Here is a 14225-nt window from a genome sequence, read left to right on the forward strand (position 1 = left end):
GTAAGGTCCACTGCCGGACTACTCATACATACGATGGGCAAAATTGCCATCGCTTTTATTTATCTAATTTTTTAAATACTGATTCGCATTATTAATGAAATTCATAGTGGAACCCCTTTTTTTAGTTTTATTTCAACTAAAAGGTCGTACTTCACTTTGTATCGCTATAAAATAAAAACAGGCCGTCCCACCATGGAGACAACCTGCTTTTTTATCTATAAGAAAATTCTACTACTTGATTATTTTTTAACAATAATCTTTTTCGTTACTTCACCTTTCGATGTGCTTACTTTCACGATATAAGTGCCGGCTGGTAGGCTGCCTACGCTTATCTGGTTGTTTGATGTTTCGGCTACAACTTTTCCGTTAACATCATACATTGTCGCTTTAACAAACTCGCCTTCTATGTTTACATAGTTTACGGCAAGAGTAGGTGTAACGGTGATGAAACCGTTTGCGTCTACGTTTTCAATGCTATTAGGTGTAAATGTTATCTTAACCTCTTTCGCTTCAGAAGATTCTTGACTGAAGTATTCAACTTTAACTTCGTAAGTAGCCTCTTGGTCTACCAATGGTTTAGTATCGATAAATGTAGTCAACTTAACAAGTTCTCTGTTTTCCTCAAACACTTCATGATAAATATCCTCTCCATTACGGTAAATAGAATACCCCAAGATACGGTCTTTTGGCTCTACGGTAGGATCTTTCATTATTTCGGCATGGATGTTGAATATTTGATATACTTCTGTTCCACCATCTCCCATGAAAGAACCTACTTTTTCCCATGTTTTACCACCGTCTTCTGAGAATATATTACCTCTTCCGTCGGCAACGTTGTACGAAACATTCCACATCATACCTGTTGGTATTCCTGTTACAGGGTCTACATCCGGTTCCATAGCATATACATCCGAAGTGGCGATAGGAAGGTCGTCCATACCATGAGATACAACTTCTACACCATAATACAATGGTTTGTTAACATCGATGTCAATTGGCTCATCAAGCTCTATTGTTGTATATTCCAGATCAGCAAGGTCGCCGGTAACATCCGCGCTGAACAATCTTTCGCCACCTTGCGATACAAACCATTTGTATGTCGCGGATACCTTGGCAGTAGTAGCCGATGTTGTAGGCATGAACGAAATAGAAGTCAGTTTATAACCATCGTATATCGCAAGGTCTTCGGCAGGATACATATTGGCTGCGATAAACGGAGCCCCGTCGTTTCCTATTTTTCCGGCTGTCCATTGTGTCAATATAGGAGTCAGATAACGTAAGCGTGCATAACCATTAGGGTCTGCCCAGTTGATGTAAACAACTTCACTTCCATCGTTTTCATTTTTCCATTGAGTAGCACTTATGGCAGAAACAGGGTCTTCAGGGAACATGTTTGCTGTATCATAAAGATCCACGTTATCAATTTTTATGTTTGTTCCACCCCCTGTTGCTGCCGCATTGCCAAAGGCAACGAAACGGAAGCGAGCATTGGCGTTTCCTGCAAGTTGTTCGGTCAATTCCATCTTATAAGGTATATATTCCATATTTGTATTAATACAAGCGATGGTATCTATTGCCACCCATTCTTCGCCGTCGAATGCTTCAACAGCTACGAATTCTTCTGCGCTTCCTCCATAAATCCAGAAGTTGAAGCGCAACCATGCATCTTCGGCATTACTCATATCAAGGTATGGAGAAGCCATATATTCGTTGTAATCGCCGGTGCTAGGAGTCATGAAAAATGCGGTATTTCCCCTTAGACCGCCAGTACCCGAAATCCAACTATCATCAATTGTTGGCACTGTATTTACAGATACATCCCAACCACCTTTAGACAGATATTCTCTTGGAGTCGTCATATAACCGCCAGTGCTGTAATTTTCAAAAGCGTCAAAAAATGGAAATTCTCCTTTAGCCATCATTACAGATGCAGTGGCGGTAGGTCTCGATTCTGTTTCACCATAAACTGCTGTTACATAATATTCGTGTTCACCATCTACTACACTTGTATGAGTATAAGATGTTGCATCGCTGGCGGCTGTTGCCAAAAATGTTCCGTTATGGTAAATATTGTAACCTGTACGGATGCTCGAGCGATCGGCTGCACCAGCAGTCCAGTTAACTATAACTTCACCATATTTTTTGTTTTCAAGGCTGATGCCACGTGCAGGATATGCACCTTCTGTTATGGCAGGTATTTCAATATAGAAACTATTTTCATCACCGTAACCTACAAGTTTAGTGCCATCGGCCGAAATACTTGTAACAGACTCAAGATTACCTGAATATGTTATTCCGGCTTCATCTAAGTAATCAGCCAGTTTTTTCAACCCCATTTTTTCGGTATAGATAAATGCCGTTTTAGGTGTTTGCGCACCCTGTTCAATAGCACCTCCTATGTGACCTACCACAATGCCGTTGTCTGATACCGCCAAAGGAAAACATCCGCCGGTGTTATGTTCAGTTTGCAGATAAATCAAGACTTTGTTTGCTATATCATACAAAGCTCCTTTGCTATCCAAGTCCATTACCGCATAAGCCGCGTTATAACTAACCCCGTTTACTTTACCTAAACCTTTTGCACCCACTATCTCTACAGGTTGATACCAAGCCCACAATGCTGGCACAGACATGGTATTTGTTCCTACCCAACCGCCTATAATAGCACCATTACGGCCAATTGCTGTTGCTGCTCCATTGGTGTATTGAGATGGTATAGTGAAAGGATTAGGATTATAAATCATTCCTTCGTTGGGGTAAACTTCCCAAAATACAGGTATAGGCGAGGTGTACATGCCGTTTTTCAAAACAGAACCCACAGCTGTCGCAATACCGTTATTTACATTACTTATAGCATAAGCATGGTCTCCAAGCCCATAAGCATAACCTCCGTTTTTTCTATCGGCAGTGGTAGGCAGGAATTCCCATTCTTCCGCGTTAGCCGCTGCGGCTGTTATTACTTTTGCAAAAACAGAATCGCCATTGGCATATTCCGCATCAGCATAAGCTAAAATACTGGGATTAGGAGCTGCACCTAACACAAAACCTGTATTTGTAATAGCATAACCCTTTGAGCCTTCTCCCATTTCATTTACGTTATTGGCATCCCATTCTTTGATACCATCCTCCAACGTCCAAGTAAACATGTGTTTACTGGTACCATATTCGTCGAAAGCCGTCCCTGTTACTTGTGTACCATCGGGAGAAATCTTTGCGACCTGTGTTTTGGCAATGCCATTCACCGCACTTTTAAATGAAGTAAAAGAGCCTTGCCCGTTAACTGTATACGAAAATACAGCCAACAACAACAAGAAAGTAGATAATTTTCTCATCTTTTAAGCACTTTTTTAAATTAAAAATATTGATAATTAAAACTTTAAATAATATTCGTCGCGAAAAAATCACATAATTCGCTATGCAAAGTAGTAAATAAGTTTATTGAACGCTAATTGAGTAATTATGAATTCTTGAATTAACTATTATTCTATCCGCAATAACCTAAAAACAACAAAATACATTTATTATTCTTTAATTTGTTTCCTCGCTATCTTCTGATAAGTGGAGGGATTAATTCCTGTTATTTTCTTAAAAATAAGAATGAAATTTGTATGTGACTTATAACCTACGCTTTCGGCAATAGCCTTAATTGTGTAATTGCCATACTCATCTGTATTCATCAATCGGAGACATGCCTGTTTTATCCGGTATTCATTGATATATGCTCTGAAGTTTTTATTGAAAACCTCGTTGATGATTTGCGAAACATACTTCGAATTAGACCCGATTAAAGAAGCCAACCGGTTAAGACTAAACTCACTGTCACAGAATTCGAGTGTATTTTCCATAACATTGTTTATATCCGAAACCAGTTTTTCTTTTTGTTCGTCGGTAAATTTATTGATTTTCGAGTTGTCTATCAGTTCATCGTCTCCCTGCTCAAGTGCCATTTCGCGGCTGTCTATATCATGTCCAAGCAGTCCCACTTCGTTTTTCAGGACAAAATAACGCTCTCTTTCTTCTTTCAGCCGTTTTTCGTATTCTAAACGAATTTTCCTATTAGCCTTGTCCGATTTTATTATCTCATTGTTCCGTTCAAATAAGTCGAGGTATGCGTTCTGTAGTTTTTTCTTTTGTACAGATACAGCTATCAACAAGATGATAAACAACAGTAGTCCGGCCGAGATAATAAGCAATATCCGCCCTTGTATCTTCACTCTGGTGTCGCTTTTTTCTTTGGCCATATTCAAGGAATCCATCTCCTGATTCACTTTGTCCATCTCATAAAGCATCTGGGAGTTTTTCACCCTATGGAATTCTCTTGTGTTGAAAACCGAATCTGATACGGCAAGGTGCTGATTGCCATAATAAAGGGCTTTTTCTTGATCGCCCTTCTTTTTGTACACAATAGAAAGGCTTTTCAGGTTATTGGCCAACAATTCGATAAGGTTATTCTCCTTAATTATTTTGTTGCTGAAAAGGTGGTATTGCAAGGCAAGGTCGTTTTCCTCTATTTCTTCGTAGCGAAGAGCCAATTCCGACGACGAAGTAGAGACATATCTTGGGTCTAACTTCATCCGGAGGGCATAATCCAAGGCGTTTTTATAGCATATGATAGCCGAATCGGGCTTTGCCTCTAAGCCATAAATATACCCTAAATCCAATGTATTGAAATACACCTGAATAGCATCGTTCTTTAGTTGATCAATGCTTGTTACCTGTTTATAATATTCTTTGGCTTTTTGCACTTCGCCTACATAGCAACTTACGCCAATCAGGTTGTTCAGGAGCTTACCCTCTGTCACAACATCGCCTTGCTTACGGGCAAGCCTCAATCCCTTATAGTAATAATCCCTCCCGCGGTCGAAGTCTAAAAACAGGTTGTATATATTGCCCATGTTTTTGTAAAGCTCCGGAAGAAAATCATTGATGCTGTTCAATTCGCAAATGCGGAAACCTTGCGCGTAAAGTTCTAATGCCCGGTGATAACTACCTTGGTTATAATAAATATCGCCGGCCTTAACAAAACCTTGAACCACGGAACGCATATCGGCCGCGTTCAGTTCCGAATCATATTTGCCCGATAAGATTATGTAGTAAATCAGGGCTGTATCCATAAAGTTTTTATCTGAGTATCCGTTCCCTTTCGATAGCAATTCATCGGGCGATAAAGCCATTATTTCTTTATACGAAATAGACGAATAGCCATTCTGAACAGGAGCCCAAAACAGTATAAAAACAAAGAGGTATAGTAGAATTCTTCTCAACATTTCGGTTGTTAACCTTTCTTTATCTCGGTAAAGATAATCAATTAATTATTGATTTGACGAACACATCGGAAGGTTTTGAGGTAATAGATGTTCAAAAACCTATATTTTTTAGTTAATTTACATATTTGTGTCAGCACAGAGCGAAATAATTTTTATTCCATCCGGTAGTTTTTTAATAGGCAGTAAAGTCAGCAAAAACAATATTTTACCATCTTTCGCATCAATTAAATTGATTTATTGGAGCAGAATATGCAAAAAAACAACTACCTTTGCAGCCTGTTTCAGACAGATGGGCGGTTTTGCTTTGTTCTGAGATTGAAATAGATATTACGAGAATAATCGTTTTTCCTCTCTTATTTTTACAGTCGTTTTGTGGGGGCAAAAGAGAAAAAATGATTGCTCCAAGAACCACAAAACATTTTTAATGAAAACATTTGAAGAATTAGGTGTTGCCCCGGAAATCCTCCGGGCAATAGAAGAATTGGGTTATGAAAATCCGATGCCCGTACAGGAAGAAGTAATCCCTTATTTGCTGGACGAAATACGTGACGTTATCGCACTGGCACAAACCGGAACCGGAAAAACCGCAGCCTTCGGGTTGCCCGTACTGCAAAAAATAGAAGTAAAGAACAATGTTCCGCAGGCGCTTATCCTTGCCCCAACACGCGAACTTTGTTTGCAAATTGCCGGCGATTTGGCCGATTACTCAAAATACATCAATAATCTGCGTGTGCTGCCCGTTTACGGTGGGTCGAGCATCGAAAGTCAGATAAAATCGTTGAAACGGGGCGTGCAAATAATCGTTGCCACTCCCGGACGGCTTATCGACCTTATCAATCGCCGGGTTGTTGATTTGGCAAACGTGAAATACGTGATTCTCGACGAGGCCGACGAAATGCTCAACATGGGCTTCTCGGAAAGCATAGACGAGATTCTGGCAAAAGTACCCGAAAACCGTTCCATGATGCTTTTCTCGGCAACCATGCCCAAAGAAATAGCCAAAATAACCCGTAAATACATGGAATCGCCCAAGGAAATCACCATCGGGCGGAAAAACGAGGGCTCAAGCAATGTGAAGCATATTTACTACATGGTTCATGCCCGCGATAAATACCTTGCTCTGAAACGCATTGCCGACTATTATCCCAGCATCTACGGAATTATATTTTGCCGTACACGCCGCGAAACACAGGAAATAGCCGACAAGCTTATTCAAGACGGCTACAATGCCGATTCACTACACGGCGACCTTTCGCAGGCGCAGCGCGACTATGTGATGCAAAAATTCCGCATCCGTAACCTCCAGCTACTTGTTGCAACCGATGTTGCGGCACGGGGCTTGGATGTTGACAGCCTTACACACGTCATAAACTACGGTTTGCCCGACGATATAGAGTCGTACACACACCGTAGCGGGCGTACAGGACGTGCCGGAAAAACAGGTACGTCGATAGCCATCACTCACGTAAAGGAAAAAGGCAAAATGCGTGAGATTGAGAAAATCATAAACAAGAAGTTTGAACAAGGAACAATACCTTCGGGTAAAGCTATTTGCGAGAAACAGCTTTTCAATCTTGTAGACCGTATAGAAAAAGTAAAGGTAAACGAAGAAGAGATAGAAAACCTTTTACCCTCGATCTACCGCAAATTGGAATGGTTGGAAAAAGAAGATATCATCAAGCGTGTAATCTCGCTCGAATTTAATCGTCTTATCGACTATTACCGCGATGCGCAGGAGATAGAATCGCCTGCCGACAGGGCATCATCTCGCGACGGGAAATCGTCGCGTAGCAGCCGCCGTGAGGAACGTGCCGAAGGCGGACGCCAAGGACGTACTGCCGAAAAAGGCTATTCGCGCCTGTTTATCAACATTGGGCGTACCGACAATGTGAACCCTGCCACACTTATGGGGCTGATTAACGATTTCGTACCCGGAAAAGTACGTGTGGGTCGTATTGATTTGTTACGCAATTTTTCGTTCTTTGAAGTTCCCGAAGAGTCAGCATCATCAATTTTGCGTTCGCTGAACGGACAGGAAAATAACGGGCGTGTCATATCGGTCGAGATTGCACAAGAAGGCGCAGGCGGTGGCCAACGTAACTATGGCGGTGGCGGAGGAGACCGTCGCGAACGCCGTTCGTATGGCGGAGACCGTGACGGAGGCTTTAACAAACGTCGCGAAGCTTCTTCCAAAGGCAGTTACAACCGCAACGGCGATTATGCAAAAAAAGAACACCGCAAAGGACGTAAACCAAAATTCTCCTGATAAGGGTTTAGACCGAAAAATATAACCAATAAGAGCAGTTCCTTAAACATAAAAGGAGTTGCTCTTTCGTTTTTAGCTTACCTATCAACTTGTTGCTCTGACTTATCGAAGCAGTAAATCGTTTATCAATAATATCTTTTTCTTTTTGTTATCTAAACCGTTAATCTGTATATTTGAGGTAAAAAATTTAGATTTAACAATTATGAGAAAGATCTTCTTGATTGCCGCTTTTCTTTTTTGTATAGTAGGATTGAAAGCACAAAACCCTCCCTTATGGTTGCGCTACTGCGCTATATCGCCCGATGGAGGGCAGATAGCATTTTGTTACAAAGGCGATATCTATAAAGTTCCGGTTACTGGTGGACGAGCCACACAACTGACCACACATCCGGCTCACGATACGCGCCCTGTATGGTCGCCCGACGGGCAAAGTATCGCTTTTTCGTCCAACCGGGAAGGCAGCTTCGATGTATTTATCGTTTCGGCCGAAGGTGGCGTTCCCCGCCGGTTAACAACAAATTCGGTAGCCGAATATCCTGTTGTATTCCGAGATGCTACGCACGTTCTGTTTTCGGCAAGTATCATCCCCGATGTTATGGACGGAGAATTTCCGTCGGGAACATATCCCCAGATATACGAGGTAAGCGTAGAAGGGGGGCGACCAACGTTGTTTTCATCGTTGGCTATGGAAAACATATCGTTCAACCCCACAGGCTCGCAAATCCTTTATCACGACCAAAAGGGATACGAAGACCCTTGGCGCAAACATCATCAGTCGTCAATCGCCCGCGATATCTGGATACACGACCTTACAGGCAGTAAAAAATACACTAAACTGACAACCTTCAGAGGTGAAGACCGCAATCCGGTGTGGGCTACCGATGGAAAGGGCTTTTATTACCTAAGCGAACAAGAAGGTTCGTTCAATGTATATAAACGCGGGTTAAACTCGTCGACGGCAACAAAACTGACAAATTTCAGCGACAATCCCGTACGATTCCTTACCGCAAGCAACCAGAACATTCTTTGTTTTGCTTACGATGGCCAGATATACACACTGAAAGAGGGCGCACAGCCCCAGAAAGTAAACATTCAGATTGTTACAGACAATCAAGAAAATAAACTCCGTAATATTAACTTCACAAGCGGGGCTCGTGAAATGGAAGTTTCGCCCGATGGAAAGGAAGTAGCATTCATCATTCGCGGCGATATTTTCGTGGCCTCGGTCGAATACGGAACAACCCGCCGCATTACAAACACCCCCGATCAGGAACGTAACGTCAGCTTCTGCCCCGATGGCAGATCGCTGCTTTACGCTTCGGAACGCAACGGGCTTTGGAATATCTACCAGACTTCCCTCACCCGGAAAGACGACAAATCGTTCGTTTATGCCCAGGAGTTTAAGGAAGAACAACTCACAAATTCGGAAAAAGCTTCGTTCCAACCCCTATATTCGCCCGATGGAAAGGAAGTAGCATACCTTGAAGACCGTACCACAATCCGGGTTTTAAACATCAAGAGTAAAAAGATACGAACCGTGCTGGACGGCAAATTTAATTACTCTTATGCCGACGGAGACCAATGGTTCCGATGGTCGCCCGATGGCAAATGGATATTAACCGAATACATTGGTGTTGGCGGATGGAATAATGTAGACATAGCTCTTGTTAAAGCCGATGGCAGTGGTGAGGTAACAAACCTGACCGAAAGTGGATATTCTGATGGCAATCCCCGATTTGTACAGGATGGAAAAGCCATGCTGTGGTTTTCAGACCGTGCCGGATATCGTAGTCATGGTAGCTGGGGGGCATACAATGATGCTTACATCATGTTTTTCGACAGGGAAGCTTACGATAAATTCCGCATGAGCAAAGAAGAACTGGCTTTGCTCGAAGCCTCGGAAAAGAAAGATAAAGAAGATAGCAAAGGCAAGAAAGACGATAAGAACAAGGAAAAAGATAAAAAAAACGACAAAGACAGCACCGATAAGAAAAAAGAAATAGCCCCACTGAAGTTCGATCTTGAAAACAGGCGTGATTGGGTTATCCGCCTTACGCCGAACTCTTCTTCCTTAGCCGATGCTTTCTTGAATAAGAAAGGCGATAAGCTTTATTATCTGACACGCTTTGAAAAAGATTACGACCTATGGGTGTACGACCTGAAAGACAGATCGTCTAAAATTCTGGCTAAAGCCACCGGATCAGGAAGGTTGCTTACAGACAAAGACGAGAAAAACTTCCTGCTATTGAGCGGTGGGCAGCTAAAAAAGGTTGATATAGACAAAGGAACTACAACCCCAATAAAAATAAACGCCCAGTTTGAATATCAACCCGAAGCAGAACGCAGCTATATTTTTGAACATGCTTGGAAACAAGTGAAAGATAAATTCTATGTAACAGATTTACACGGTGCCGACTGGGATAAATATAGGGTAACTTACGAACGGTTTTTACCGCATATCAACAATAATTTCGATTTTGCCGAGATGCTGTCCGAACTGTTGGGCGAACTAAACGGCTCGCACACGGGTGCCCGTTATTTTGCCTCCGGTTCAACGATGCCAACAGCCTCTTTGGGAGCTTTCTTCGACAATGAGTATGATGGCGACGGAATCAAAATAAAAGAGATAATAGGCCAAGGGCCACTAACTGTTGCCAAAACTAAAATAACCGAGGGTACAATCATCACAAAAATAGACGGGCAACCTATCGAAAAAGGCAAAGACTATTATCCGCTTCTGGCAGGCAAAGCCGGAAAAAAAGTGTTGCTTGCATTCAAAACCTCAGCGTCGGGCAAGGAACAAGAAGAATGGGTGAAACCAATTTCTTACGGTGAACAAAGCAACCTGTTGTATAAACGCTGGATTGAACAACGCCGACAGATGGTAGACAAACTTTCGGGTGGACGCATCGGATACGTTCATGTAAAAGGAATGGATAGTAACAGCTTCCGCGAAGTGTATTCCGAACTCTTAGGCCGTAGTCGCAATAAAGAAGCAGTAATTGTAGACACCCGTCATAATGGCGGAGGGTGGTTGCACGATGATCTTGTTACACTCTTGAGCGGTAAAGAATACCAACGCTTCGAACCTCGCGGGCAATATATAGGTAGCGATCCTTTCAACAAATGGCTGAAACCTTCGGCCGTTTTGGTTTGCGAAGACAATTACTCTAATGCACATGGCTTCCCGTGGTTATACAAAGAACTTGGAATAGGAAAACTGATAGGAACTCCCGTTCCCGGAACCATGACCGCCGTTTGGTGGGAAAACCAGATAGACCCTACCATCGTTTTCGGGATTCCACAAGTAGCAGTCAAAGATATGCGTGGGCAATATCTGGAAAATCAAGAGCTACAACCTGATATAGAGGTTTATAACGATCCCGCTTCTGTATTGCAGGGACGTGACATGCAACTGGAAAGAGCTGTCAGGGAATTGCTAAAATAGCAACAACCATAAGAAATAAAAAAACAAGAAAACCGTTGTATTGACAATACAGCGGTTTTCTGCATTTTTCAGAACTTGTAGCGAAAACCTGCTCCAGAGAGCTATGAAAGAAAAGAAGATACTTATTTTTTCTTTTCAGTTTTTAATCCTGTCCTTTCTTATTGGGGTTATCTTTGTGCTTTACTTCTATTTGTTTGCGTATCTTGAGCAGCGAGGCGTTTTCCCGTTGTCTTCTTATTTTTATATGGATGTTCCTCCATATATGCATCTTGTCCCTATCTCGGCAGGGTTACTTATGAATATCTGTATTTGCGGAGTGCGGTTCTTTCAGGAGAATATAGAACTCAAAAAAACACTAATCGAGACTCCATTTCGGGAGGGCGTTTGTTTGTAAACGGAAAAGAATTACCCATATCAAAATACCGCCGCGAAGAACTACTGAATACCATTGTGTACAAGAAACTGATAAGCAAATAAGTCTCCCCTGTATTTTACCGGCAGAAATCCGATAATAAACCCGAACCTATATTTTGCCACCTTTCTTTCTCAACAAAACAATACCCTTTTTGTTATATTTGTAGAATTAAAAATTCAATAAGAAAGATAACAGTTATGAATAATACAACATCAAACCGCATCGGGTGGATAGGGTTAGGCAATATGGGTGCTCCTATGGCCTTAAATTTGCTTAAAGAAGGATATTTCGTTTCGGTCTACAATCGCTCGGCAGACAAAGCCAAGCCTTTGGCCGATGCCGGAGCAAGGGTCTATGAATCGGTTAGGGAACTGAACGAAAATGCCGATATAATTTTCCTCATGATATCGGACGATAAGGCAGTGGAAAGTGTTTTCAGCAATCTTTTTAAACACGGTGTGGAAGGCAAATTGTTTGTCAACATGAGTACAATATCTCCACAATTGGCCTGTACATTGGGCGTGCAATGCCGTGAGTTTGGAGCCCAATATCTGGACGCTCCGGTATCGGGTAGCGTGAAGCCTGCAACCGATGGCACTCTCCTCATTTTGGTTGGAGGCCGAAGTGCCGATTACGACCGGGTTACCCCTTTCTTTGAGCCTATGGGCAAACTATCGCTCCTACTGGGCGAGGTGGGGCAAGGTTCTAAAGCTAAACTTGCTATAAATTACTACATGTCGGTCGTTGTTGAAGGTTTGGCCGAAACCGTTCTCTTTGCCGAAAAACACGGAATAGACCGCGAAACAATGATGCTGATAGTGAATCAAAGTGCATGCGGTAGCCCCATGTCGGTAATGAAAACGCCTTCGGTACTGAAAAACAACTTTCCTGCCGCTTTTCCGCTGAAGTATATGCTCAAGGATATCCGCTTGGCTCAGGATGCCGGATTAGACACTCCCACGGCAGATGTTATGGAAAAAATATACGCTAAAGCTTCCGAAAATGGCTTAGCTGACGATGATCTGATGGCAGTAATAAAAGCCTTATAAATACAGGACTTTCTTTTCCGAAATAAAAAAAGAGCCGGCCTCACGGCCAACTCTTTCTTAAATTTTGTTGTATGTAATAAAATGAAGTGTGTGGTTAACACGTCAAGACGCACAAAGATAACAATATTTTGTTATAATTTAGGTTTTTAGTTGCAAAAAAAACATCTTTGAACCAAAACAATGCTAAACATTCATTTGTCATCGCTCAAAAGTGCTATGCACATAGAATGCGGAAACACAAGGCTCGCTCTCGTTATGAAAACGGTCTGAAGCCGTCACACTATAATATATACCTACATCCGTATTTTCTACACAAAGAAAAATCTTATTCTGCCGCAATCCGGTAATCACTATACTTTCGGAGTTCTCGGTGTTGGCCCGGTCGGCAAACGAACGATATACCGTATACGAAAGTTGTTCGTCATCGCTATCTGCGGCTTCCCATTGCAAGCAAGTTGTCCCGTTTCGGGTTTTAAACACTTCCAGATTTTTGGGTGGAGCGGGCCTGGTGGTACTTAGCCAAGTAAGTGGTGGTAGCTTAGCCGGATATTGATAATAATGGCGGGATAGCGTGGTCAGAATATCTTTCGAATCGGATAGTATGGTTTCGGTTCTGTAAAAAGCCTGCCCTGCGGTTTGTTTTTGGCGCGCATAATCCACTTGGTCAAGTATATTCTGTAGGCTCCAGTTTCGTTCGGGTTCGTTCATCATGTATGCTCCCAATCCGGGAACAATCAGACGGCCCGCGGCTTGTTCCATCCAATCTTCCAGAAAAGGATAAAATAATTCTTCCTTATAGTACATCATCGGAAAAATGGCATCGTGTGCCCCACTCCGCAACCAGTGCCCTGCATCCTGAAACACATCGGCGTAGGCTGTCCAACCATCGTTCGGTTTTACGGGCAAAGGCCGATAACGTCCCAAAGGGCTACTGCTCACCTGTACCCATTTCTTTTTCTTTTTTACCGATTTGTATATATCGGTAACAAGAGTGTTTATGTTGCTGCGCCGCCAATCGTCAAGGCTCATTCCTTTGCCATATTTTTTGTATGTATCGTTGTCGGGAAAAGTTTTGGCGTTTTCGGGATAGCGTATATAATCGAAGTGAATACCGTCAATATCGTAGCCCGATACAATTTCACTCACCAGCGAAAGGATATATTTGCGTGCCTCAGGATTGCCGGGGTCGAGATACCATTCTCCCTTGTGAAGCTTGCAGATTCCTTTATTTTTGCTCACTACCGACGTTTTCTTCATCCGCTCCACCTGTTTCTTCGAGCCTACCGGAAATGTTACAAACCATGCGTGGCATTCCATTCCGCGTCTGTGGCATTCTTCTATAACGAAGGCCAAGGGATCGAAAGAGTTTATGTAAGAACTCCTGAAGAATGGGCTTACAGGCTCTATTGCCGAACGGTAAAACACATCGCCCCTGATGCGTGTTTGAAAAAGTACGGTATTGAAATTAGCTCTTTGCAATGCGTCCAGCTTCCGTCGCATCTCTTTTTTCTGTTGATCAATACTCATATCGGCCGATGGCCAATCCAGACTCCAATTTGTGGCTAACCAAACGGCTCTTACCTCTGTTGCCGGAGGCTGCAACGAAGCCTGTCCACAAATGCCGATGGAAAAAAACAAAATAGAAAAAATCAGTAGAGTGAAATGTTTTATCATTTTCAGAGTTCTTGCTCCTTAATTTTATAAAAACCTCAAAAATAATCATTTCACGCCGAAGGAGGATGTTTATTTTCTATAAAAAAACTGTATTCGTAAACCATAC

At 42.4% G+C, this 14225-nt stretch carries 6 protein-coding genes and 1 pseudogene; 4 read left to right on the forward strand and 3 right to left on the reverse strand.

Annotated features, from left to right (window positions below; translation table 11 throughout):
• Positions 1-239 precede the first annotated feature (239 nt).
• Positions 240-3332, reverse strand: coding sequence for a T9SS type A sorting domain-containing protein (locus tag M2132_RS09620; protein WP_280673168.1), 3093 nt, complete (start codon positions 3330-3332; stop codon positions 240-242).
• Between the two features lie 189 nt (positions 3333-3521).
• The gene (locus M2132_RS09625) at positions 3522-5267 is read right to left on the reverse strand and encodes a helix-turn-helix domain-containing protein (protein ID WP_280673167.1); all 1746 of its coding nucleotides are present in this window, start codon (positions 5265-5267) and stop codon (positions 3522-3524) included.
• A 424-nt stretch (positions 5268-5691) separates the two neighbouring features.
• On the opposite strand from M2132_RS09625, the gene M2132_RS09630 reads away from it, so the two are divergent.
• From M2132_RS09630 to M2132_RS09645, 4 genes and pseudogenes are all read left to right on the forward strand, one after another.
• Positions 5692-7533, forward strand: coding sequence for a DEAD/DEAH box helicase (locus M2132_RS09630; protein ID WP_280673166.1), 1842 nt, complete (start codon positions 5692-5694; stop codon positions 7531-7533).
• A 202-nt stretch (positions 7534-7735) separates the two neighbouring features.
• Positions 7736-10981, forward strand: a complete 3246-nt coding sequence (locus M2132_RS09635) for a S41 family peptidase (protein ID WP_280673165.1) — start codon at positions 7736-7738, stop codon at positions 10979-10981.
• Positions 10982-11344: 363 nt separating this feature from the next.
• Positions 11345-11458: pseudogene (locus M2132_RS09640) on the forward strand (DNA-binding response regulator); the annotation flags it as partial.
• 135 nt (positions 11459-11593) lie between these two features.
• Positions 11594-12445, forward strand: coding sequence for an NAD(P)-dependent oxidoreductase (locus tag M2132_RS09645; RefSeq protein ID WP_280673164.1), 852 nt, complete (start codon positions 11594-11596; stop codon positions 12443-12445).
• 198 nt (positions 12446-12643) lie between these two features.
• Here M2132_RS09645 and M2132_RS09650 read toward each other — a convergent pair whose 3' ends face one another.
• Complete coding sequence (locus M2132_RS09650) at positions 12644-14119, reverse strand: glycoside hydrolase family 10 protein (RefSeq protein WP_280673163.1); 1476 nt, start codon at positions 14117-14119, stop codon at positions 12644-12646.
• Between the last annotated feature and the right edge of the window lie 106 nt (positions 14120-14225).

Origin of the sequence: Dysgonomonas sp. PH5-45, from assembly GCF_029893235.1 — a bacterium.
In the GTDB taxonomy this organism is placed as follows: domain Bacteria; phylum Bacteroidota; class Bacteroidia; order Bacteroidales; family Dysgonomonadaceae; genus UBA1309.

What these genes read in the sequence shown, in the direction of transcription:
- M2132_RS09650 (WP_280673163.1), bottom strand. Translation starts at nt 14,119, where the DNA reads ATGATAAAACATTTCACTCTACTGATTTTTTCTATTTTGTTTTTTTCC.
- M2132_RS09630 (WP_280673166.1), top strand. Translation starts at nt 5,692, where the DNA reads ATGAAAACATTTGAAGAATTAGGTGTTGCCCCGGAAATCCTCCGGGCA.
- M2132_RS09620 (WP_280673168.1), bottom strand. Translation starts at nt 3,332, where the DNA reads ATGAGAAAATTATCTACTTTCTTGTTGTTGTTGGCTGTATTTTCGTAT.
- M2132_RS09645 (WP_280673164.1), top strand. Translation starts at nt 11,594, where the DNA reads ATGAATAATACAACATCAAACCGCATCGGGTGGATAGGGTTAGGCAAT.
- M2132_RS09625 (WP_280673167.1), bottom strand. Translation starts at nt 5,267, where the DNA reads ATGTTGAGAAGAATTCTACTATACCTCTTTGTTTTTATACTGTTTTGG.
- M2132_RS09635 (WP_280673165.1), top strand. Translation starts at nt 7,736, where the DNA reads ATGAGAAAGATCTTCTTGATTGCCGCTTTTCTTTTTTGTATAGTAGGA.